This is a genomic window from Polaromonas sp. P1_F2, assembly GCF_056405735.1.
The window spans coordinates 25,609-47,258 of sequence record NZ_JBFUBN010000010.1 but is presented as its reverse complement, the minus strand read 5'-3'; the positions used below and the strand labels follow the sequence as shown (position 1 = coordinate 47,258).

Here is a 21,650-nt window from a genome sequence, read left to right as displayed (position 1 = left end):
TGCGGCAGGGTGTGATCCAGTTTGTTCGAGTCGCCGGTGCGGCGGCCTTGGTCGCCTTGCTGGCGGCGTGCACGACGGCGCCGACCACACCGCCGGGGCCTCGCACGACCCCCCGGCCCGCCGCGGCACCGCAGCACGACGCCCCCGGCCAGGCCGTTGATGAAGTGCCGGCGTCGGTATCTCTCACCGAGCGGCCGCGCCCCGAACTGCTGGGCGGCGAAGTACCGCGCGAGTTCCAGCGCGGCATGGCTTCCTGGTACGGCCCGCGCTTCAACGGCCGGCGCACTGCCAGCGGCGAGCGTTTTGACATGCGCGAATTCACCGCCGCCCACCGCAGCTTGCCCTTCGGCACCCTGGTGCGCGTGCACAGCCTGGTCAACGGCCGCGACGTGGACGTGCGCATCACCGACCGCGGCCCCTATGCCGGCAACCGCATCATCGACCTGAGCCGCGCGGCGGCCGAGGAGCTGGGCATGCTGGGCCTGGGCTTCAAGGAAGTGGTGCTGCTGGTGCCGGAGTCCACCCCTGAGGTGGCGGTGGCGCCGCAGCTCGCCGCCAGGAAGCGCTCGCCTGTACGGCGGCGCCCCGCCGCGCCCCGCACTCCACGCTAAAACGCCGCTGGCTGCAGGCGCGCCCGCTCAGTTGCTCAATTCACGAAGGTCACGTCATCCCTGGGCTGCGGCGGGATCTTGATGGCAAGCGCCTTGACGGGCCCGCTGGTCACCAGCGTACCGCCGTGTGCCGTGCCTTTGGGAATGATGATCAGCGTGCCCGGTTTGAACTCCTTGCGTTCGCCGCCCAGCCACATCGCGCCGCTGCCTTCGATGATGTACTGGATCTCGTCGGTTTTCGGGTGAATGTGTTTGGCCACGTTGCCGGATTGAATGCCGATGGTGGCGTTGTCGGTGATGACCAGCCCCCTGGCGTTCATTTCGGGGTTTGGGGTTGGGGGAATCTCGCTGTGCTTGAGCGCAGCAAGGTCAATCATCGCCGGCGCCAGGGGCACGGCTTGCGCATGCGCATCGGGCAAGGCGCGTTGGGCCAACGGTGACAACGCGATTCCGGCCACAAAGGCCAAGGTGACGGCAAAGCCGAGGGCGGTGGTGGTGTGGCGCATGGAATCCTTTTTGAGGTGTTGTGGTTTGGGCGGGCCAGTATGACCATATTGCGCCCGGCTTGCTTGGCTGAATTCAATCCGCAATGTGCCCGGCGCATCCGACAGCGGCGCAGGGTCAATCAAACCTGACTGGCGCAAACTATTTCAATTTATTAGAATTTCAGTAATTCCTGAAAATTCAATAAACCAAAGAGGCCCTGCGCCATGAACCTGCCCCCCTTAACCCAGCGTTTTGTCCTGCATTTCGGCGAAATGGGCAGCCGCTGGGGCATCAACCGCACCGTGGGGCAGATTTATGCCCTGTTGTATGTCTCGCCGCGCGCCCTCAATGCCGACGAAATCGGGGAGGCGCTGGCGTTTTCGCGCTCCAACGTCAGCATGGGGCTCAAGGAGCTTCAGTCCTGGAACCTGGTGCGGCTGCAGCACCTGCCCAACGACAGGCGCGAGTATTTCCAGGCGCCGGAAGACGTCTGGGCCATCTTCCGCACGCTGGCCGAAGAGCGCCGCAAGCGGGAGATCGACCCGACGCTGTCCATGCTGCGCGATGCGCTGATGGAGCACCCCTCGCATGCGGACGACATTCACGCCCAGGCGCGCATGAAGCAGATGCACGACCTGATCGAGCTCATGACGGGCTGGCTGGCCGACGTGCAGAAAATGGATTCGGCGACCCTGATGAGCCTCATGAAGATGGGCGCCAAGGTGCAGAAGCTGCTGGAGATGAAGGACAAGGTCGCCAGCACCATGAAGGCCGGTTTGACAGGCCGCGCGCCATCCACCACAGTGGCGGCTCAGCCTTCCGAAGCGCCCGCATCACCCGCAGCGCTGCCTGCCGATGACACCAGGAGTTGACGATGGACGGACTTGACGCATTCCTGTTGGCCCGCATCCAGTTCGCGGCCAACATCACCTTCCACATCCTGTTCCCGACCATCAGCATCTCGCTGGGCTGGGTGCTGCTGTACTTCAAGCTGCGCTTCGTCAAAAGCCAGGACCAGTTCTGGATGGACGCCTACCAGTTCTGGGTGAAGATTTTCGCGCTGACCTTCGCGCTGGGCGTGGTCAGCGGCATCACCATGAGCTTCCAGTTCGGCACCAACTGGCCGGGCTATATGCAGAAGGTCGGCAACATCGCCGGGCCGCTGCTGGCCTATGAAGTGTTGACGGCCTTCTTCCTGGAGGCCACCATGCTGGGCGTGATGCTGTTCGCGCGCGAACGCGTCAGCGAGACCATGCACACCGTGGCCACCCTGCTGGTGGCGGGCGGCACCACGCTGTCGGCCTTCTGGATCCTGGCGCTCAACTCCTGGATGCAGACGCCCGCCGGGTTTGAAATGATCAACGGGCAGGCGCATGTGACGAGCTGGTTCGAAGTGATCTTCAACCCCTCCTTCCCCTACCGGCTCACGCACATGCTGCTGGCCTCGGGGCTCACGGTGGCCTTTCTGGTGGCCGGCGTGTCGGCCTACCGCTGGCTGCGCAATGACCGCGGGGCGGAAGTGATGGCTGGCCTGAAGACCGGTATCTACATGGCCGCGATGTTGATTCCGCTGCAGATTGTCGCGGGCGACCAGCACGGCCTCAACACGCTGGAGCACCAGCCGGCCAAGCTGGCGGCGATGGAGGGCATCTGGAAAACCGAAAAAGGCGTGCCCGCGATTCTGTTCGCCTTGCCGGACGAAAAGGCCAAGGCCAACCGCTATGAAATCGCGATTCCCAAGCTGGCCTCGCTCTACCTCACGCATTCGATGGACGGCGAGGTCAAGGGCCTGGACCAGTTCGAGGGCAAGCACCCGCCCGTGGCGCCGGTGTTCTGGGCCTTCCGCATCATGGTGGGTGTGGGCGTGCTGATGCTGCTGGTCAGCTGGGCCAGCGTGCTGCAATTGGCGCCCTGGAAGAAAGACCCGGCGCGCACCTTGACGGTGTGGCATGCCCGCCTGCTGGTGGCCATGACTTTCGCGGGCTGGATCGCACTGGTCGCCGGCTGGTACGTGACCGAAATCGGCCGTCAACCCTGGCTTGTGACGGGCGTGCTGACGGCGGCCGATGCGGCCTCGAAAGTGCCGGCGCCGCGCATCGCGCTGACCTTGTCGCTCTACCTCGCGCTGTACGCGGTGTTGCTGGCGTCTTATGTGTCGGTGGTGTTCTACCTGGCGCGGCACAGGAAGCATGCGGACAAGCCCTTCGGCGACGACGACAACACCGCGGGCGAAACCGAAAAAGAACTCAACGTCGTGAACTACCCTGAAAAGGAAGGAGCATCCCATGCTTGATCTTGCCCCCGACCTGACGCAAGCCGCCGGCTGGATGCCGATCGTTTTCCTGGTGGTGATGGGGCTGGCGATGCTGGCCTATGTGATCCTGGACGGTTACGACCTCGGCGTGGGCGTGCTGATGCGCCGAGCCAGCGACGAGGACAAGGACACCATGATCGCCAGCATAGGCCCGTTCTGGGATGCCAATGAAACCTGGCTGGTGCTGGGCGTAGGCATCCTGCTCACGGTGTTTCCGCTGGCGCACGGCGTGATCCTGGGCGCGCTCTACCTGCCGGTGGCTTTCATGCTGATAGGCCTCACCTTGCGCGGTGTGGCCTTTGACTTCCGGGTGAAGGCGCGCGCCAGCCACAAGCCGCTGTGGAACCGCATGTTCTACACCGGCTCGCTGCTGGCGAGCTGGTCTCAGGGCTATATGCTGGGCTCGCTGGTCACCGGCTTTGCCAGCAACTGGTGGACCATCGTGTTCAACGCGGTGATAGGCCTGTCCCTGGTGGCGGCCTATTGCCTGATGGGCGCGGGCTGGCTCATCATCAAGTCCGAGGGCGAGCTGCAGTTGCGCGCAGTGCGTTGGGCGCGTGCCAGCCTGTGGTTCACCATGGCCGGGGTGGCGGCGATCTCGATTGCCACGCCGCTGGTCAGCCACAGTATTTTTAACAAGTGGTTCTCCTTCCCCAACATCGTGCTGCTGCTGCCGATCCCGGCCGCCACGCTGGTGCTGTTCGGTGTGATCTTCCGCAGCCTGCAGCGCCTGCCGGTGCGGCTGGCGCAAGGCAATGAATACGGCGCCTGGGTGCCCTTCGGCGCGACGGTGGGGGTGTTCATGCTGGCCTTTTACGGCCTGGCCTACAGCCTGTTTCCCTGGCTGGTGATCGACAGCCTGGACATCTGGAAAGCCGCCGCCGCGCCCGAAGCCATGGGCGTGATCCTGGCCGGGGCGGCGGTGGTGCTGCCGATGATCATCGGCTACACGGTCTTTGCGTATCGTGTGTTTTGGGGCAAGAGCACTGCCCTCAAATACTAGCGCTACAAACTGATTTCTGGCGCGGGCGCCACGGCTTCCAGTTCCAGCAAAAACGCCTCGGCCGATTCATAGCGCTGCTCGGGCCTTTTGGCCATCAGCTTGTTGACGATGCCTTGCAGGTCCGCATGCGGGGCCGGCAGTGCGGGGGTCTCGGCGTTCAGGTGCTTGGCCAGCAGAAGCTCAAGTGACTCGGCGATGTAAGGCCTGCGATGGGCCAGCATCTCGAACAGCATCACGCCCAGGCTGTAGAGGTCGGACAGCGCCGTCACCTTGCGGCCTGTGGCCTGCTCGGGGCTCATGTAATAGGGCGTGCCGACCACATCGCCGTGGTGGGTCTGCGTCAGGCCCATGTTCTGCGACTGCAGCATGGACTTGGCGATGCCGAAGTCGGCAAGCGCCACGCTGCCGTCGGCGCGCAGCATGACGTTTTCGGGCTTGATGTCGCGGTGCACGATGCCGTGCGCGTGGATGGCCGACAGGGCATGGGCGATTTCGCGCGCGACCGTCAGCGCCTGCGGCCGCGCCAGGCTGGGGCCGAACAGGCCGCGCAGGTCGCCGCGCTCGAAGTACTCCATCGCGATGTAGGCATGTTCGTCGGTGAAGCCCTGGTCATAGATCTTGATGACGTGCGGATGGTCTATCTTGCACAGCAGGGCGTATTCCTGGATGAAGCGCACCAGGTGTTCGGAGGCTTCTTTGCCGCGCGAGTCCAGCACCTTGAGCACGATGGGCAGGCCGTCGGACTCGCGCTCGCTGAGGTAGACCTCGGTCATGCCGCCCGCGCCTATCTTGCGCGTGATGCGGTAGCCCTTGAGCCGCACCGGCTCGGTGCTGGCGTCGAAGCGCAGATCCTTGAGGGCCGACAGCTTGGAGTCCAGCGCGCCCTTGACGGCGCGCGCGGTGATGTCGGAGTTGGCGCGCACCGCGTCGCTGATCTCCTTGGCGCGCTCGGTCAGGCTGGCCATGCCGTGGATCTTGTCCTCCATGGTGGTGACCAGGCCGATCACTTCCACCACGTCGATGGCGAGGTTCTTGCCCGGCACCACCAGCGAGGTGTGGACGCCGGTCTGTATGCCGGTGCCGGCCAGGCCCAGGGCCTCGTCGCTGGCCATGACGGTCCAGCCCATTTCCTCGGACGCGCTTTCCAGGCGCGCGGCCAGGGTCACGGTTTCGCCGACGGGGGTGACTTCCTTGTTCTGCTGCGTGCCGAGCTGGCACAGCGTGACGGCGCCGCTGTGGATGCCCACGCCCATGGCAAAGGGCGGCAGGGCGCGCGCGCTGAAGCGTTCATCCAGCCAATCGCGGAATTCATGCGTGGCCAGCGCCATGGCCAGGGCGGCGGAAATCGCCCGGCGCGGGGCCGGCAGCGGCGAGCCCGTCATGGTGTCTGAAAACACCGCCATCAGGCCGTCGCCGATGAACTTGATGTGGCGCCCGCTGTTCTTCAGCACGGGTTCGGAGACGCGTTCGAAGTATTCGGTGAGCAATTGCGAAACTTCGGCGGCGCTGAGTTTTTCGGCGATGGACGTGAAGTTGCGGATGCTGGCGACCAGCACCGTGGCGCTGGAGATCTCCTCGGTTTGCGCCGTGGCGGGAATGTCCACGGGGACCGAGTCGGGCCGGTCGCCGCTGATGCGGTTGGAGAAAGCTGCGCGCAGGCGTTGTTCGCCGGCAGCCACTTCCGAATCGATGGCTTCGCGCACCCGGGCTTTTTTCTTGAGCTGGGCATTGACGGCGTCCAGCAGCTCGGCTCGGCTGAAGGGCTTGGACAGGTAGTCGTCGGCGCCGGAAGTCATGCCGCGGCGCATGCTGTCGCGGTCGTCCAGCGCCGTGAGAAGCATGAAGGGGGTGTTGGCCATGTCGCGGTCGGCGCGCAGGGTGGCCAGCAGCTCGAAGCCGTTCATGCCCGGCATGCCGACGTCGGAGATGATCAGGTCCGGCCTGCTGGCGCGGGCCAGCGCGAGGCCTTGCACGCCGTCGGATGCGGCGGCGGTCTCAAAGCCCTCGAGCTTGAGCAGGCGCACGATGTTGCTGCGGATGGCGTCGTCGTCTTCAACGATCAGAATCAGTGTCATGTTTGTCCCCGGGAGATGGGCAGGCTGACCGTGAACCGGGTGCCTGCGCCTGGCGTGCTCGCCACTTCGATTTTGCCGTGGTGCAGGTCGACGGCGTGCTTGACGATGGCCAGGCCCAGGCCCGAGCCCTGGCGGTTGCCGACGTTGGAGCCGCGGTGAAAGCTCTCGAACAGCCGCGGCAGGTCGGCGGTCGGGATGCCGATGCCTTCGTCGCTGACCTGCAGGACCAGCTCGTCCTTGTCACCGCCCAGCGTCAGCACCACCACGCTGCCCGGGGCGGAATACTTGCAGGCGTTGGTCAACAGGTTGCTGGTGATGTGGCGTATCAGCCGCTCGTCGAGCATGACCAGCTGCGAAAAAGCGTCGTGGCCGACCGGCGCCTCGAACTCGATGGCATGCTGGCCGGCGTCGCTGGTGTGCACCTCGGTCACGAGTTTGCGGCACAGCGCCGCGATGTCCACCGGCCGCAGGTTGAGCCTGAGCTTGCCGGCATCGGCCTGGCCGACGGTCAGCATGTCTTCGAGCATGCCCTGCATGCGCTTCACCGCGACCACCAGGTCGGCCATGATGTCCTGGCGCTCGCGATGCGTGATTTTTTCGCCGTAGTGCTCTATCAGTTCGGCCGAGGACAGAATGGTTGCCAGCGGCGTGCGGAATTCGTGCGAAGCCATGGAGACAAAGCGGGTCTTGAGCTCGCCCAGTTCGCGCTCACGCACCAAAGCGCGGCGGGTTTCCTCGTCGGCTTCCTTGCGGCGCGTGATGTCCACGTAGGTCCAGACCGAGCCGTCCTCGGGCCTGCTGCGGTCCAGCGCCGAGCCGTCGAGTTGCACCCAGATCAGTTCGCCGTTCTTGCGGCGCATGCGGGCTTCGGCCGAGAACAGGCCGGTCTGCGTGATCTGCGCATAGGCCAGCGCGCCCAGGCGCTCGAACTCTTCGTCGTCGGGGTAGTGCACCCGGGTTTCCTGGCCCAGCAGCTCGGCCGGGCTGTAGCCCAGCATGGCGGCCAGCGTGCGGTTCAGCCACTGGTGGCGCCGCGCCTTCAGGAAGGTCACGCCGACGGCGGTGGTCTCCAGGATGGCCTCGCGCTGCACCAGCGCGCTCTTGAGCTCCTGGTCGAGCCGGCGGCGTTCGCTGATGTCGGACATGAGCACCAGCAGGGCCGGCTCGCCGTCCCATTCGATGCGCGTGCCGTAGATGCTGGCCCAGCCGGTGCGCAGCGAGGGCGCCATGGCTTCGCGCGGCGGCGTGATGAAACGGGCCTCGTAGGCGCTGACCATGGTGCCCGACTGCATGAGTTCGCGGCGCTGCTGCACGATGGGCCGGTCGTCGGGATGTATCAGGTGCAGCGAAGGCAGGCCGATGAGCGCGCAGCCGAACAGCTCCTGCGCGCTGGCATTGGCAAAACGGACGATGCCTTTTTGCACCACGAGGATGGTGTCGTTGACGTTTTCCACAACCGCCCGGTAGCGCTCGGCGGCGGACTGGGTCAGGGCCTCCAGCCTTTTGCGTTCGGTGACGTCCTTCAGGAAAAACAGGTCCGCGGGTGCGCCCTCCCAGTCCACCAGCACGCCGTTGATTTCCACCCAGGAAACCGTGCCGTCGTCGCGCTGGAATCGCGCTTCAAAGGCCGGGACGACATTGCCGGCGGCGCGCAGCTGGTGCTTGCCGGAGACAAACTCGCGATCGTCCGGATGGATGAACTCGATCATGAGCCGGTCGGCCATGGTGCCGGCCTGCGTGCCCAGCAAGGCCAGGCAGGGGGGATTGGCGAAACGGAGCAGGCCGCCCTGGCCCACGCAGATGTTCTCGGTCGCCAGGTCGACCATGGTCTGGTAGCGCGCCAGCGAGGCGCCCAGCTCGCGCGTGCGCAGCGCGACCTGTCGCGCGATTTCGGCTTCCATGGATTCCTCGTCCGCCGAAGCCGCGTAGTCAACGCCCGACCCGCTGCCGGGTGTGCCGGGCAGGGCGGGGGAGGTCGGATGTGCCTGAACGGGCATGAGGGTCGTAAAAACGCCGGTGAAAGATCAGAAGAGTGGGGACTGCGGATGCGGGAAAGGTGACAGGCAACCTTGCCACAACTCACCGCGGCGGTAAAGACAGGAAAACATGCGCGCGCGGCGCTGCAAACCCGCTAGCCTCGGCGCCGCAAGGCGCTTGCCCCGCGCGCTTCAGCCGCCGTGTTCGAGCGTGAAGCCCGCGTTTCGGTCCTGACCCAGCAGCGCGACCATTTGCGGAAGGGCGGCTTGCAGCTCAGCTTTGAGCGTGTGGGGTGGGTTGATGACGAACATGCCGCTTGCGGGAAGCCCGGGGCGAATCACCTCGCCGCTTGTATCTGTCGTTAACTTGCTCGATTTCACCGTTAAAGCGGCATTCAGCCAGCTGCGACTGCTTTTGACGGCCAGGGTTTTGAGTTTTCGCGGCAAATCGTGCGCTTCGGGGCGCGGAATGATGGGGTACCAGACCACATAAGTGCCGGTGGCGAAACGCTTGAGGGCATCGGCCATGCAGGTGGCCACGCGGCCGTAGTCGCTCTTCATTTCGTAGCTGGGATCGCAGAGCACCATGGCCCGTCGGGCCGGCGGCGGCAAAAAGGTTTTGAGCGCTTCAAAGCCGTCTTCGCGGGCAACGGCCACCTGGCGGCCCACGCCCAGCTGCTCGATGTTGCCGGAAAGCGACTTGAAATCGGTGGGGTGCAGCTCGAACAGCTTGAGCTTGTCGCGTCCGCTCAGGAATTGCTGCTCGATGAAGGGGGAGCCCGGGTAAATCTTGAGGTGGGCGAGGTCGCTGGTTTCGGCGAACTGCGGGTTCAGGCCGCGCAGCAGGTCAATGTAGTCCTGCAGCGCCGGCGCCCAAGCCGGGGCAGCGGCGGGTTTGGCTGCGCCGGCTGCTGCAGTTTTGCTAGCTGCCGGCGCTTTTTTGGCGGGGGCTGCAGCCGCTTTGGGCTCGGACAGCAGGCGGAAAATGCCTTCCTGGGCCTCGCCGCTGGTTTCGGTGTAATCACCGTCCAGCCGGTACAGGCCCGCGCCCGCGTGCGTGTCGATCACGGTCAGTGCCGTGTCTTTCTGGGTCAGGTACTTCATCAACGCGATCAGCGTGGTGTGCTTGAGCACGTCGGCGTGGTTGCCTGCGTGGAAGGCGTGGCGATAGGAAAACATGGGCCTATCCTACCTTCTTGCCGGGGGGAAATGCCTTAAAACCAGCCGAATATTGACGCAAGTCCTTGATTTTTCATATAATCATTGGCTCTGCAGCGCCTAGTGGTTCCGCGGCAGAGGTTAAACAATACTGCCTAAGAGGTTCTCATCAGAAGAACACCGACCGCAGAAAAGAACCCGACAAACCATTTTTTCGAAAGAAAACTCATGAAAACGTTCAGCGCAAAACCCGCTGACGTGACGCACGAGTGGTTTGTGATTGACGCGACCGACAAGGTCCTCGGACGAGTAGCCAGCGAAGTTGCTCTCCGTTTGCGCGGCAAACACAAGGCCATTTATACGCCTCACGTCGATACCGGTGACTTCATCGTCATCATCAACGCAGCCCAGCTGCGCGTCACCGGCGCCAAGTCGACCGACAAGATCTACTATCGCCATTCCGGATATCCAGGCGGCATCACTGCCACCAACTTCCGCGACATGCAAGCCAAGCACCCCGGCCGCGCTTTGGAAAAAGCCGTCAAGGGCATGCTGCCCAAGGGCCCGCTCGGCTACGCCATGATCAAGAAACTCAAGGTGTACGGTGGTGCAGAGCACCCGCATACCGCCCAACAGCCCAAAGTGCTGGACATCTAAGGAGCTATTGATGATTGGTGAATGGAACAATGGCACCGGCCGTCGCAAATCCAGCGTCGCCCGTGTGTTTATCAAAAAAGGCACCGGCAAGATCACGATCAATGATCGTGACATCCAGGTGTTCTTCGGTCGTGAAACCTCGATCATGATCTGCCGCCAACCCCTGTTTCTGACGAACCACGTCGAGACGTTTGACATCATGGTCAACGTCCACGGCGGCGGCGAGTCCGGCCAGGCCGGCGCAGTGCGCCACGGTATCACCCGTGCGCTGATCGATTACGACGCAACGCTGAAGCCGGCCCTGAGCCAGGCCGGCTTTGTGACCCGCGATGCACGTGAAGTCGAACGTAAAAAAGTCGGTTTCCGTTCTGCTCGCCGTCGCAAGCAGTTCAGCAAGCGCTAAATCCGCTTTGCTCCCCAAAAAAAGCCGCCTGGTGCAAGCCTGGCGGCTTTTTTCATGGGCCGTCCATCGGGCAAAGCCGGATGCAAACCCTTACTGTGGCTTTACCGGTATTGTGGGGATTAATACCCTTTCCGGGCCTCGTCTGCGTGCACAATGCACGCTCCCCGAACCGAAAACAGCAGGGCCCTTTTTTGAAATTTCGCCTGTTTCGCCGTCGCCTGACCATCAGTTCCCCGCGCATGTCGGTGCGCAGCTCGCTCCCCTGGCCCTTGCGCTGGATCGCCGGTGCTCTGATGCTCGGCTTTTCCGGCGCCATCGCCTTGTGGGCCTTCGAGTTCGGCAAGGGCATCACCGGCACGGACACCGGCAGCAAGGAAGAACTGGTGCTGCTGCGGCAGGAGTTGGCCAGCTTGCGCTCGGATCGCGACAAGGCGCAGTCCATCGCCAACACCTCAGGCAGCCTGTTGACCGCTGAAAAAGCCGCCCAGGAAAAAATGATGAGCCAGATCCGGCAGCTGGAAGCGGACAACCGAAGCCTGCGTGACGACCTGGGCTTTTTTGAAAAACTGCTGCCCGCCGGCACCACCGAAGTGGCCACCATCCGCAGCCTGCAGGCCGAAAAGCTGTCCGACACCCAGCTCAAGTGGCAGGTGCTGGTCATCCAGGCCGAAAAGGCCGCCCCGAATTTCAACGGAAAACTCGACCTGACCGTCCACGGAACCCAGGCCGGCAAGCCCTGGAGCATGACTTTGCCCGGAGGGCCGCAAACTTTACAGTTCAAACAGTACCGGCGTGTGGAGGGTGTCCTCGACTTGCCCCCCCAAGCCGTGGTACAAAGTGTTACAGCTAAGGTCATTGAGGGAACAGCGGTCAGATCTTCCCAAACCTTCAAGCTTTGAATGAATTTCCCCCAGCCATCCCGCCCATTGCACACCGACCCAGCACAGGAATTTTTGTATGTTTGGAAAAAAGAAACAGCCGCCCATCAAAAGCCTGATTGCCCAGGGCAGCTGTATTGAAGGCAACCTGAAGTTCACCGACGGCCTGCGCATAGACGGCGAGGTCATCGGCGACATCCGGGCCGCCGAAGGCAGCTCCAGCATCCTGGTGATCAGCGAGTCCGCCACCGTGACCGGCTATATCCACGCCGACCACGTCATCATCAACGGCCGCGTCATGGGCCCCGTGCATGCTTCCGAGCTGCTCGAGCTGCAGCCCAAGGCCAAGATCGAGGGCGACGTGTCCTACAAAGCGCTTGAAATGCACCAGGGCGCCGTCATCTTTGGACAGTTGCGCCCCACCACGCATCCGGAGCTGGAAGAAAAGCCCACGCTCAAGCTGGCGGCCAACAATATCTAAGCCTGCGGGGTAGATTTTGAGAGTAAGCGCTCACAAGTAGATGGCTGCGCCTAACACGCATGGGCGTTATGGTTGATTGAATTGCTGTACTATTTGCCCATCAGTGCCGCCAGAGCCTGCAGCCCCGAATCGCGGACGATGTTCGCTTGATGATGTATTGGAGTCCCCATGAGTGCCGTTGCCGAAAATATCCAGACCGAAATGCCCGCGCCTTTTGTCTTCACGGACAGCGCCGCCTCCAAGGTGGCTGAGCTGATCGCCGAAGAAGGCAATCCCGACCTGAAGCTGCGCGTGTTCGTCCAGGGCGGCGGCTGCTCCGGCTTCCAGTATGGTTTCACCTTTGATGAAATCACCAACGAAGACGACACCACCATGACCAAGAACGGCGTGTCCCTGCTGATCGACGCTATGAGCTACCAGTACCTGGTGGGCGCCGAGATCGACTACAAGGACGACCTTGAAGGCGCCCAGTTCGTCATCAAGAACCCCAACGCCACCAGCACCTGCGGTTGCGGTTCCAGCTTCTCGGCCTGAGGCGAATCCGGCACCCCGCTCAAAAAGCCGCCCTCGAGGCGGCTTTTTGCTGCCCGCCGTTTCTTTCCATCTGTTCAATGCCCTGAACCAAGTTCGCCCTTTTTCATCTCTCATCCATGCAGGCAGAAGAAAAATCATTGCGTGTGCTGCTCTGGCTGGTGGCCATCGGCTTTTTCATGCAGACCCTGGACGCCACCATCGTTAACACCACGCTGCCGGCCATGGCCCGCAGTTTCGGCGAAAGCCCCTTGCGCATGCAATCGGTGGTGGTGGCCTATTCCCTCACCATGGCCATGCTGATACCCGCTTCCGGCTGGATCGCCGACCGCTTCGGCACGCGGCGCGTGTATGTGGGCGCGATCTCCTTGTTCGTCGTCGGCTCCATCGCCTGCGCGCTGTCCGGCAACCTGATGCAGCTGGTGGCGGCGCGCGTGGTGCAGGGCATGGGCGGGGCGCTGCTTCTGCCGGTGGGCCGGCTCGCCGTGCTGCGCGCCTTTCCGCGCGAGCGTTTTTTGCAGGCCATGAGTTTTATCGCCATTCCCGGTCTGATCGGCCCGCTGATAGGCCCTACCCTGGGCGGCTGGCTGGTTGAGGTGGCCACCTGGCACTGGGTCTTCCTCATCAACATTCCGGTGGGGCTGCTGGGCGGGGTGGCGACGGTGTTCTATATGCAGGACAACCCGCGGATGCAGGTGCCACGCTTTGACCTGCCGGGTTATCTGTTCCTGGCCTTCGGCATGGTGGCCGTCTCGCTCGCGGTCGACGGGCTGTCGGGACTGGGCCTGAAACAGGCCAGCGTGCTGGTGCTGCTGGTGTTCGGCATGGCCAGCCTGACCGCCTACTGGCTGCATGCGGCCAAGCGGCCCGACCCGCTGTTTTCGCCCAAGCTGTTTTCGATCCCCACGCTCAGCATAGGCCTGCTCGGCAACCTGTTCTCGCGCCTGGGCAGCTCCTGCATGCCCTTCCTGGTGCCGCTGCTGCTGCAGGTCAGCCTGGACTATTCGCCGCTGCAGGCCGGCATGATGATGGTGCCGGTCGCCGTGGCCAGCATGCTGGTCAAGCGTGTCACCACGCCGTTGATCACGCGCTACGGCTACCGCCGGGTGCTGGTGACCAATACCGCGCTGGTGGGCTTCACCATGGCCAGCTTCGCCCTCGTCACGCCGGCCCAGCCGCTGTGGCTGCATATCGTGCAGCTGGCCTGCTTCGGCGCGGTCAATTCCATGCAGTTCACCGCGATGAACACTGTCACCCTGCGCGACCTCGACAGCAGCCTGGCCAGCAGCGGCAACAGCCTGCTGTCCATGGTCCAGATGCTGGCCATGAGCATGGGCGTGGCCGCCGCTGGCGCGGTGCTGGCTGCCTTCACCGGGTTTTTCGGCACCGGTGAGGCGGTGCAGACGCTGCATTCCTTCCAGGCGACGTTTGCCGCGATGGGGCTGATCACGCTCGCGTCGGCGGGGATCTTCTGGCAGCTGTCGCCGGAGGTGAGGGTGGTGAAGAAGGCTGAGGTTACTGAGGCTTCGGGGCAAGGATAGGTTTTGCTTGTTCCGGCGGTGCGCTCTTTGCTGAATCCTGCTGGCCGGGGGTTGCCCGGCGGCAAGTAACTTTCTTTTGCTTCGCCAAAAGAAAGTCACCAAAGAAAAGGCGACCCGCAGTCTGGGTCCCCTACGCTTCGCTACGGGGCAACCTGCGGTGCTCGAGCCAAGCGGGGTCCGGCTAAACTCGCTTCGCTCAGACAACGCCGGCCCTGATCCGCTTGTCTCTGCGCTCCTCGGCCCAGCCAGGACGGGGCAAWCGGGATCGGAAGCGGGAACCAATACAAAAAGGACACGCCATGGCGTGGCCTTTTTGTTTTCCGTATTCAGGATTTGTCTTCGGCTGTTTGGTATTCCTATCCCCACCCCTTGTGGATGCGCCGAGGAGCGGAGGTTCAGGCGGATCAGGGATCGCGTTGTTTGAGCCGAAGGCGAGTTTAGCGAGACCCCGCCTGAACCGAGCACCGCAGGTTGCCCGTAGCGCAGCGGAGGGACGCAGCAACCAGGGTCGCCTTTTCTTTTGCTTACTTTTCTTTTGGCGAAGCAAAAGAAAAGTGAGTAGCCGCCGGGCTACCCCCGGCCAGCAGAACTTAGGAGAGCGCGCACCGCCGGAGCAAGAACCAGCCCCCGGCAGGGAGTCAAAAAATCAAACCGGCCAGACCACACCCTTGTCATTCAGGATGGCATCGAGCGGAATGTCATGGGGCTCGGGCTCCATATCCGGCAACCAGCCGTTCGTATACCCCAACCCCACAGTAAACGGCCTCGGCTGCAAAGTCGCCAGCGTCCGGTCGTAAAACCCCCCGCCATAACCCAGCCGGTAACCCCCCGGCCCATAGCCCACGCAGGGCACAAACAGCAGGGTCGGGACAATCACCTCGGTGTCTTTGGGTTTGGGGATGCCGTAGGCATCTTCTTCCATCGGGCAGCCGGGGTACCAGGCGTGGAAGGTCAGGGTTTTGTGCAGCTTGTTGACCACCGGCAGGCCGATCTTGCGCGGCGACCGGGCCGCGATGCTTTCGGTGGCCAGCTGGGCAGTCTCCACCTCGGCCAGCGCCGGGTTTGACGAAGAATCCTGACTCAGGATCGCGTCTTCCTGCCAGCGGTACAGCGCGGGCAGCGGGTCAAACTCCCCCTTGATGGGCCAGTAGGCGCCGATCACCTCATGGGTGGAACCGACCAGCCAGATGCGCATCACACGCTGCAGCAGGTCGGCCCGCTCCAGGCGGTCTGGCATGTTCAGTCGCGCTTCGACCAGCGCTTTGCGTGTACTTAATTTGTCCATAATGTCCCAGATGCTATACAAATTTCTTATCAGCCCCTTGCGGGCGGCGGCCCTGGCGCCTTTTTTGGGCGCGATGGCCTCTCTCGCGCTGCTGGCCCCGGCTGCGGCGCAGGCGCCCGCCAGCGCGGGCGACAACGTGGTCATTGAGATGAACAAGGCCTTCAAGCGCGGCGACAGGGCCCGGCTGGCGCAGTTGCTGCCGCAGGCCCGCGGCCATGCGCTGGAGCCCTGGGCCGCCTACTGGGAACTCAAGCTGCGCCTGGGCGAGGCCGGCGCGCAGGAGGTGCAGGACTTTTTCAGCCGCTACGCCGGCACCTACCAGGAAGACCGCCTGCGCAACGACTGGCTGCTGCTGCTGGGCCAGCGCCGCGACTGGGCAGGTTTTGCCGCTGAATACCCCAACTACAGAATGAACGACGACAAGGAGGTGCGTTGCTACGCGCTGCTGGTCGAACACCTGAAAAACCCGGTGGCCGATGCGCGCCTGGCCGATGAAGTCAAGAAGAACTGGTATGCGCAGCGCGAGGCCGACGACGGCTGCAATTCGGCCGCCGAGCGGCTGGTGACCACCAAAAACCTCAAGCCGCAGGACGCCTGGGTCAAGGCCCGGCTGGCCACCGAAGCCAACCGCCCGCGCTCGGCGGCAGCCGCCGTGCAGATCGTCGCCCCCGACGCCGCGGGCATGGTCAACGACCTCAACGCCAGCCCCATCAAGTTCCTGGCCGGCAAGCACCTCGCGCTGAGCAAGTCGCGGCGCGAAATCATCACGCTGGCGCTGATCAAGATGGCGATCAGCGACATCGAGGGTGCGGCCTTCCAGCTGGAAAACAAATGGGGCATGCAGCTGAACACCGAGGAACGCAACTGGGTATGGGGCGTGATAGGCCGGCAAGCCGCCACGCGCCTGGGCGCCACCCCGGCCGGCGACGCACTGCAATACTTCGCCAACGTCACCAAGGACACCGACCTCAGCGACGACATGCTGGGCTGGAAAGTCCGGGCGGCATTGCGCGCGGGCGCACAGCCCAACTGGACGCTGGTGCTGGCAGCCGTCAACGCCATGAGCGAGGACGCGCGCAAGGACCCAACCTGGAGCTACTGGAAAGCGCGCGCACTGCTGGCCACCGCGCCGCCCGATGCGGCGCCCAAGCCCGTCGTTGTGGCCACCACGCCCGGCGTGGCGCAGACCATCCCCACCGGCATCACGATTTCGCCGCAGCGCGCCGAGGCCCTGGCCCTGCTGCAGTCCTTCGCATCGGTGCGCGGCTTCTATGAGCAGCTCGCGCTCGAGGAAACCGGCCAGAAGATCACCGTGCCGGCCAAACCCGCGCCGCTGACACCTGAGGAAAAGGAAGCCGCGCGGATCAATCCGGGTCTGAACCGCGCCGCCTACGCGATTGCCATCGGCCTGCGCCCCGAAGGCACGCGCGAGTGGAACTACAGCACCAACCTGCACCAGCGCGGCGGCATGGGCGACCGCGATCTGCTGGCCGCCGCCCAGTTCGCCTGCGACCGCCAGATCTGGGACCGCTGCATCAACACCAGTGAGCGCACCAAGGGCGAGATCGATTTCGAGCAGCGCTTCCCGATGCCCTTCCGTGAAACTGTGACCAAGCGCGCGCAGTCCATCAGCCTGGACCCGGCTTATGTCTACGGCCTGATTCGCCAGGAAAGCCGCTTCATCATGGACGCGCGCTCCGGCGTGGGCGCCTCGGGCCTGATGCAGGTCATGCCCGCCACGGCGCGCTGGACCGCCAAAAAAATCGGCCTGGAAGGCTTCACGCAGGAGCAGCTCAACGACCGCGACACCAACATCGCGATCGGCACGGCCTACCTCAAGTTCGCGCTGGACGACTTCAACGGCTCCATGCCCATGGCCGCGGCCGCCTACAACGCCGGACCCGGCCGGCCGCGCACCTGGCGCAACGGCCCGGTGCTGGACGGGGCCATCTGGGCCGAGAGCATTCCCTTCAGCGAAACGCGCGACTACGTGAAAAAAGTGCTGTCCAACACCACCAGCTACGCGGCCCTCCTGACGGGGCGGCCGCAATCGCTGAAAGCCAGGTTGAGCACTGTGGGGCCGCGCGATGCGGCGCAGCCCGAGCCCTACAAAGACTTGCCTTGAACCGGGACGTTCAGGCCGGATAGAGAGCGCCCAGCGCCCTGAGGCCCCGCGCGCCCGTCACGCTGGGCAGGTTGCCGGGCCGGCCCAGCACCAGTTGCCGCGCCAGCCATGCAAACGCCGCCGCCTCCACCTGCAGCGGCGGCAGGCCGTGCTGGTCTGAGGTGCTGATACGCAGCGAGGGCAGGCCGGCCTGCAGGCGCGCCAGCAAGTGGGTGTTGAAGGCGCCGCCGCCGCAGACGATCAGCGACTCGCTGCCCTTTCCGTAAGCATCAACGCCCAGGATGCAGGCCCTGGCGGTGAATTCGGTCAAGGTGTTCTGGATGTCCTCGGGGCGCTCGGCCGAAAAAGGCTGGAGCTTGCCTGCCAGCCAGTCCAGGCTGAACAGGTCACGGCCCGTGCTTTTGGGAATCGGTTGCGAAAAATACGGTTCGGCCAGCAGGCTGTCCAGCAGCGCGGGCAGCAGCGTGCCGCTGGCCGCCCAGGCGCCGCCGGCGTCATAGGGCTGGCCGGTGTGCTGCCGGCACCAAGCGTCCATCAGCGCATTGCCGGGCCCGCAATCAAAGCCCAGCACCGGCGAGCTCGCCGCCTTCGGCAGCACGCTGAGGTTGGAAATACCGCCCAGGTTGAGAACGCACACCGCGCTATCCTCACGGCCGAAGACGCCTTGGTGGAAAGCCGGCACCAGCGGCGCGCCCTGGCCGCCCGCCGCCACGTCGCGGCTGCGGAAATCCGCGCCCACGGTGATGCCGGTGAGCTCGGCCAGCAGGGCCGGGTTGTTGAGTTGCAGCGTATAGCCCGCACCGGCGGGCTCGTTTGATGTTCTTTGCGGCTGGTGCCGCACGGTCTGGCCGTGTGCGCCTATGGCCTTGATGTCCAGGGGCGAGATGTCTTGTGTCGCGGCCTGGGCCAGCAGCGCGGCGACGACCCTGGCATAGACCGCTGCAACCTGGTTGCCCGCGAGGGCGGCGCGGTGCAGTTCATTGGGGCTGGGCGCGTTCAGCGCCAGCAGTTCGGCATGGAAGGCGTCGCTGAAGGCTTCAGTCGCGGCGGCAAGGACACGCGGCTTGTCGCCCTCAAACACCACCAGAACGCCGTCGGCGCCATCGAGAGAGGTGCCTGACATCAGGCCTATATAGAGATCGAGCATCCGGCTATTTTGCCGCAGTGCGTTCCCCTACCAGTAGGGGCCGCGGAACCGGCTTTGCCGGGCCGCAGGCGCAGCGGCCCCCTCGGGGGGAAGGAAGCTACACGAAGTGAGCGACCGTGGGGGCGATTTATTCAGCGCGAGTCTGGGTGATGGTGGCAGCAGCCAGCAACTGGGTCTTCACGCCCGCTGCACGCTCCCGGAACAGCGGCATGGAGGCCGCGGCGACGGGAATGGTCTCGCTTTGTTTGGCGATCATCATCGGGTCCTGGTGCACGCCGTTGACGCGGAATTCGAAATGCAGGTGCGGGCCGGTGGCCCAGCCGGTGCTGCCGACGAGACCAATGGTCTGGCCCTGGCTCACGTTCTGGCCTTTTTGCACCATGAGTTTGCTCAGGTGGGCGTAGACGGTCTCGTGGCCGTTGCGGTGCCGGACGAAAACCACGTTGCCGTAACCGTTCTGCACGCCGGAAAATTCGACCACGCCGTCGCCCACGGTGCGCGCGGGTGTGCCGGTGGGGGATGCGAAGTCGGTGCCCAGGTGGGCGCGCCACTTTTGCAGGATGGGGTGAAAGCGCATCGAAAAACCGCTGCTGATGCGCGAGAACTCGACCGGCGAGCTCAGGTAGGCGCGGCGCAGGCTCTGGCCGTCGAGGGTGTAGTAGCCGCCCCTGTTGGCGGCGCCGGCGGCGTCCAGGCCCGGGGGCTGGAACCACATGGCCTGGTAGGCCTTGCCGGCGTTGACGAATTCGGCCGACAGCACGCGGCCGGTGCGCAGCGGCTCTCCGTCGGCTTCCAGGGATTCATAGACCACGTTGAAGCGGTCGCCCTTGCGCAGCGCGCGGCGGAAATCGATGTCGCTGGAGAAGATTTCGGCGATCTGCACGGCCACGCCGTCGGGAATGCGGGCGTCGTCGGTGGCGGCGAACAGCGAGGTCTGGATGCTGCCGCTTGAGAGGCGCGCGGTGGCGACGTAAGGCGCGGTTTCGATGCGCGACGTGAAGCCGGCGGCGCCGCGCTCGACGACCAGGCGCTTGAACATGGTTTCATCGTCGGTGGGCCAGCGCATGCTGAGCTTGAGCAATTGCTGGCTGTCGCTGGCTTCGACGGTCACGTTCTTGCCGGCGCGGCCCGCGAGCAGGGTGCGTGCATTGGCGTCGCTGCGCAAAAAGGCGGCGGCTGCGCTGTCGTCGATGTTCAGGCGCTTGAGCAGCGAATCGGCGGTGTCGCTGCTGCGGGTGCTTTCAGTGCGGAACAGCTTGAAGCGGAAATCGATCAGCGAATCAGTCTGGGCCTGGGTGGGCAGGGATTCCACCGCTTCAAGCACCTGGCGTACCGGCAGGTCGGCGGCGTCGGGCGCCATGGGCGCCACACCGAAGGCGGTGACGCCGGTGCCCAGCAGCAGCACAGCGAGGCTGGCGGCAAGCCGTTTGGGGTGGCGGCGAAGGCTGTGGGCGACGGGAAGCAGTATCTGGGAGGGGGTTGGCAGTTTCAAGACAAAATTCCCAACAAAAATGCATCGGGCGCTGCGGAGCGCCGGACTGCTGTATAAAACATGGAGAGCTTTGATGGCCAGCCCTGGTTGAGGGGTGGGGCCTGAGCCATCCAGACGATGTGGTTCCTGATCAGCAATTTGCAGGCCAACTAAAATGGCCCGCTGGATGCAGGAGAGCCGCCAGTATATCTGTCGGACAATTCCCCGACATGTGAAAAACCCTTATGAATCAAGCGCTTGTTACAAAATACCCCGTCACCGACCGTGTAAAGATGGCCCTCCAGACGACCTTGCGGGGCTGCGAAGAACTCATCCCGGAAAACGATTGGATACAAAAACTGGCCAAATCCGAGGCCACCGGCGTCCCGCTGCGCATCAAGCTGGGCCTGGACCCGACCGCGCCTGACATTCATGTCGGCCACACCGTGGTGCTGAACAAAATGCGTCAGCTCCAGGATCTGGGCCATACAGTCATTTTTCTTATAGGCGACTTCACCAGCCTGATCGGCGACCCCTCGGGCCGCAACAGCACGCGCCCGCCCCTCACACCCGAGCAGATCAAGGTCAACGCCGAAACCTATCGCGCGCAGGCCGACAAGATCCTCGACCCTTCCAGGACCGAGCTGCGCTACAACAGCGAATGGAGCGAGCCGCTGGGCGCCACCGGAATGATCCAGCTGGCCTCGCGCTACACCGTGGCCCGCATGATGGAGCGCAACGACTTCAACGACCGCTTCAAGGCCGGCACGCCCATCAGCGTGCACGAGTTCTTGTATCCGCTGATGCAGGGCTACGACTCGGTGGCTCTCAAGAGCGACCTCGAGCTCGGCGGCACCGACCAGAAGTTCAACCTCTTGATGGGCCGCCACCTGCAGCAAGAGTATGGGCAGGAGCCGCAGTGCATCCTGACCATGCCGCTGCTTGAGGGCCTGGACGGCATCGACAAGATGTCCAAGAGCAAGAACAACTACATCGGCATCAGCGAGGACGCCAACACCATGTTCGCCAAGGTGCTGTCGATCTCCGACGTGCTGATGTGGAAGTGGTACACGCTGCTGTCCTTCAAGAGCGAAGCCGACATCGCGGCCCTGAAAGCCGAGGTGGAAGGCGGTCGCAATCCCAAGGACGCCAAGGTGGCGCTGGCCAAGGAGATCACCGCGCGCTTTCACTCGGCCGCCGCGGCGGACGCCGCCGAGCAGGATTTCATCAACCGCAGCAAGGGCGGCGTGCCCGACGAAATCCCCGAGGTGTCGCTGACGGGCGCGCCCATGGGCATAGGCGCGCTGCTCAAGGCCGCGGGCCTGGCACCTTCTGGTAGCGAAGCCACGCGCCTGATCGACGGCGGCGGCGTGCGGGTGGATTCCAGCGTGGTGAGCGACAAGGCGCTCAAGCTGGCGGCCGGCACCTACGTGTTGCAGGTCGGCAAGCGCAAGTTCGCGCGCGTGACGCTGGGCTGAGCCTGCGCCACCCCAGCGCCTGAATTCTGA

General features: G+C 64.1%; 19 protein-coding genes. 12 read left to right on the top strand and 7 right to left on the bottom strand.

All coding sequences use genetic code 11. The features are described 5' to 3' along the window. Positions 1-11: 11 nt before the first annotated feature. On the top strand, positions 12-611 hold the full coding sequence (locus AC1D0O_RS18730; RefSeq protein ID WP_477654999.1) for a septal ring lytic transglycosylase RlpA family protein: 600 nt from the start codon (positions 12-14) through the stop codon (positions 609-611). Between the two features lie 35 nt (positions 612-646). On the opposite strand, the gene AC1D0O_RS18725 is transcribed toward AC1D0O_RS18730, so the two are convergent. Continuing rightward, the gene (locus AC1D0O_RS18725; protein WP_477654998.1) at positions 647-1,117 is read right to left on the bottom strand and encodes a cupin domain-containing protein; all 471 of its coding nucleotides are present in this window, start codon (positions 1,115-1,117) and stop codon (positions 647-649) included. A gap of 204 nt (positions 1,118-1,321) precedes the next feature. Here AC1D0O_RS18725 and AC1D0O_RS18720 point away from each other — a divergent pair, with 204 nt between their 5' ends. From AC1D0O_RS18720 to AC1D0O_RS18710, 3 genes are read left to right on the top strand one after another with little or no spacing between them, the layout of a single operon-like run. Then, entirely contained in the window at positions 1,322-1,969 is a 648-nt protein-coding gene (locus AC1D0O_RS18720) for a GbsR/MarR family transcriptional regulator (protein WP_477654997.1), read from the top strand. A 2-nt stretch (positions 1,970-1,971) separates the two neighbouring features. Then, positions 1,972-3,390, top strand: a complete 1,419-nt coding sequence (locus tag AC1D0O_RS18715) for a cytochrome ubiquinol oxidase subunit I (protein ID WP_477654996.1) — start codon at positions 1,972-1,974, stop codon at positions 3,388-3,390. After that, positions 3,383-4,414, top strand: coding sequence for a cytochrome d ubiquinol oxidase subunit II (locus AC1D0O_RS18710; RefSeq protein ID WP_477654995.1), 1,032 nt, complete (start codon positions 3,383-3,385; stop codon positions 4,412-4,414). Before AC1D0O_RS18715 ends, AC1D0O_RS18710 begins: the two co-directional genes overlap by 8 nt. A gap of 2 nt (positions 4,415-4,416) precedes the next feature. On the opposite strand, the gene AC1D0O_RS18705 is transcribed toward AC1D0O_RS18710, so the two are convergent. The 3 genes from AC1D0O_RS18705 to AC1D0O_RS18695 form a co-directional block, all read right to left on the bottom strand. Beyond that, positions 4,417-6,489, bottom strand: a complete 2,073-nt coding sequence (locus AC1D0O_RS18705; protein ID WP_477654994.1) for a protein kinase domain-containing protein — start codon at positions 6,487-6,489, stop codon at positions 4,417-4,419. Next, on the bottom strand, positions 6,486-8,486 hold the full coding sequence (locus AC1D0O_RS18700; RefSeq protein WP_477654993.1) for a sensor histidine kinase: 2,001 nt from the start codon (positions 8,484-8,486) through the stop codon (positions 6,486-6,488). Before AC1D0O_RS18700 ends, AC1D0O_RS18705 begins: the two co-directional genes overlap by 4 nt. Before the next feature lie 171 nt (positions 8,487-8,657). Continuing rightward, positions 8,658-9,644, bottom strand: a complete 987-nt coding sequence (locus AC1D0O_RS18695; protein ID WP_477654992.1) for a 23S rRNA (adenine(2030)-N(6))-methyltransferase RlmJ — start codon at positions 9,642-9,644, stop codon at positions 8,658-8,660. Between the two features lie 207 nt (positions 9,645-9,851). Here AC1D0O_RS18695 and rplM point away from each other — a divergent pair, with 207 nt between their 5' ends. The 6 genes from rplM to mdtD all read left to right on the top strand — a co-directional run bounded on the left by rplM (position 9,852) and on the right by mdtD (position 14,114). After that, positions 9,852-10,280, top strand: coding sequence for a 50S ribosomal protein L13 (gene rplM / locus AC1D0O_RS18690; RefSeq protein ID WP_007867557.1), 429 nt, complete (start codon positions 9,852-9,854; stop codon positions 10,278-10,280). A gap of 10 nt (positions 10,281-10,290) precedes the next feature. Beyond that, a complete protein-coding gene (gene rpsI / locus AC1D0O_RS18685; RefSeq protein WP_007867568.1) occupies positions 10,291-10,683 on the top strand; it encodes a 30S ribosomal protein S9 in 393 nt (130 codons plus the stop codon). A 191-nt stretch (positions 10,684-10,874) separates the two neighbouring features. Then, positions 10,875-11,582 carry a DUF6776 family protein gene (locus AC1D0O_RS18680; protein ID WP_477654991.1) on the top strand — a complete coding sequence of 236 codons (708 nt, stop codon included), beginning with the start codon at positions 10,875-10,877 and terminating at the stop codon, positions 11,580-11,582. Between the two features lie 58 nt (positions 11,583-11,640). Next, positions 11,641-12,042, top strand: coding sequence for a bactofilin family protein (locus AC1D0O_RS18675; protein ID WP_436156070.1), 402 nt, complete (start codon positions 11,641-11,643; stop codon positions 12,040-12,042). Positions 12,043-12,210: 168 nt separating this feature from the next. Then, positions 12,211-12,576, top strand: a complete 366-nt coding sequence (erpA, locus tag AC1D0O_RS18670; protein ID WP_122955163.1) for an iron-sulfur cluster insertion protein ErpA — start codon at positions 12,211-12,213, stop codon at positions 12,574-12,576. Between the two features lie 116 nt (positions 12,577-12,692). After that, positions 12,693-14,114, top strand: a complete 1,422-nt coding sequence (gene mdtD / locus AC1D0O_RS18665) for a multidrug transporter subunit MdtD (RefSeq protein WP_477654990.1) — start codon at positions 12,693-12,695, stop codon at positions 14,112-14,114. A gap of 646 nt (positions 14,115-14,760) precedes the next feature. Here the strand turns inward: mdtD and AC1D0O_RS18660 are convergent. Beyond that, positions 14,761-15,399, bottom strand: coding sequence for a 5-formyltetrahydrofolate cyclo-ligase (locus AC1D0O_RS18660; protein WP_477654989.1), 639 nt, complete (start codon positions 15,397-15,399; stop codon positions 14,761-14,763). Between the two features lie 10 nt (positions 15,400-15,409). On the opposite strand from AC1D0O_RS18660, the gene AC1D0O_RS18655 reads away from it, so the two are divergent. After that, the gene (locus AC1D0O_RS18655; protein ID WP_477654988.1) at positions 15,410-17,524 is read left to right on the top strand and encodes a lytic transglycosylase domain-containing protein; all 2,115 of its coding nucleotides are present in this window, start codon (positions 15,410-15,412) and stop codon (positions 17,522-17,524) included. 10 nt (positions 17,525-17,534) lie between these two features. On the opposite strand, the gene AC1D0O_RS18650 is transcribed toward AC1D0O_RS18655, so the two are convergent. Beyond that, positions 17,535-18,671 carry an anhydro-N-acetylmuramic acid kinase gene (locus AC1D0O_RS18650; RefSeq protein WP_477654987.1) on the bottom strand — a complete coding sequence of 379 codons (1,137 nt, stop codon included), beginning with the start codon at positions 18,669-18,671 and terminating at the stop codon, positions 17,535-17,537. A 127-nt stretch (positions 18,672-18,798) separates the two neighbouring features. Further along, the gene (locus AC1D0O_RS18645; protein WP_477654986.1) at positions 18,799-20,163 is read right to left on the bottom strand and encodes a M23 family metallopeptidase; all 1,365 of its coding nucleotides are present in this window, start codon (positions 20,161-20,163) and stop codon (positions 18,799-18,801) included. Positions 20,164-20,387: 224 nt separating this feature from the next. On the opposite strand from AC1D0O_RS18645, the gene tyrS reads away from it, so the two are divergent. Then, a complete protein-coding gene (tyrS, locus tag AC1D0O_RS18640; RefSeq protein WP_477654985.1) occupies positions 20,388-21,620 on the top strand; it encodes a tyrosine--tRNA ligase in 1,233 nt (410 codons plus the stop codon). The last annotated feature ends 30 nt before the right edge of the window (positions 21,621-21,650 follow it).

What these genes read in the sequence shown, in the direction of transcription:
- AC1D0O_RS18725 (WP_477654998.1), bottom strand. Translation starts at nt 1,117, where the DNA reads ATGCGCCACACCACCACCGCCCTCGGCTTTGCCGTCACCTTGGCCTTT.
- AC1D0O_RS18720 (WP_477654997.1), top strand. Translation starts at nt 1,322, where the DNA reads ATGAACCTGCCCCCCTTAACCCAGCGTTTTGTCCTGCATTTCGGCGAA.
- AC1D0O_RS18715 (WP_477654996.1), top strand. Translation starts at nt 1,972, where the DNA reads ATGGACGGACTTGACGCATTCCTGTTGGCCCGCATCCAGTTCGCGGCC.
- AC1D0O_RS18710 (WP_477654995.1), top strand. Translation starts at nt 3,383, where the DNA reads ATGCTTGATCTTGCCCCCGACCTGACGCAAGCCGCCGGCTGGATGCCG.
- AC1D0O_RS18705 (WP_477654994.1), bottom strand. Translation starts at nt 6,489, where the DNA reads ATGACACTGATTCTGATCGTTGAAGACGACGACGCCATCCGCAGCAAC.
- AC1D0O_RS18700 (WP_477654993.1), bottom strand. Translation starts at nt 8,486, where the DNA reads ATGCCCGTTCAGGCACATCCGACCTCCCCCGCCCTGCCCGGCACACCC.
- AC1D0O_RS18695 (WP_477654992.1), bottom strand. Translation starts at nt 9,644, where the DNA reads ATGTTTTCCTATCGCCACGCCTTCCACGCAGGCAACCACGCCGACGTG.
- rplM (WP_007867557.1), top strand. Translation starts at nt 9,852, where the DNA reads ATGAAAACGTTCAGCGCAAAACCCGCTGACGTGACGCACGAGTGGTTT.
- rpsI (WP_007867568.1), top strand. Translation starts at nt 10,291, where the DNA reads ATGATTGGTGAATGGAACAATGGCACCGGCCGTCGCAAATCCAGCGTC.
- AC1D0O_RS18675 (WP_436156070.1), top strand. Translation starts at nt 11,641, where the DNA reads ATGTTTGGAAAAAAGAAACAGCCGCCCATCAAAAGCCTGATTGCCCAG.
- erpA (WP_122955163.1), top strand. Translation starts at nt 12,211, where the DNA reads ATGAGTGCCGTTGCCGAAAATATCCAGACCGAAATGCCCGCGCCTTTT.
- mdtD (WP_477654990.1), top strand. Translation starts at nt 12,693, where the DNA reads ATGCAGGCAGAAGAAAAATCATTGCGTGTGCTGCTCTGGCTGGTGGCC.
- AC1D0O_RS18660 (WP_477654989.1), bottom strand. Translation starts at nt 15,399, where the DNA reads ATGGACAAATTAAGTACACGCAAAGCGCTGGTCGAAGCGCGACTGAAC.
- AC1D0O_RS18655 (WP_477654988.1), top strand. Translation starts at nt 15,410, where the DNA reads ATGCTATACAAATTTCTTATCAGCCCCTTGCGGGCGGCGGCCCTGGCG.
- AC1D0O_RS18650 (WP_477654987.1), bottom strand. Translation starts at nt 18,671, where the DNA reads ATGCTCGATCTCTATATAGGCCTGATGTCAGGCACCTCTCTCGATGGC.
- tyrS (WP_477654985.1), top strand. Translation starts at nt 20,388, where the DNA reads ATGAATCAAGCGCTTGTTACAAAATACCCCGTCACCGACCGTGTAAAG.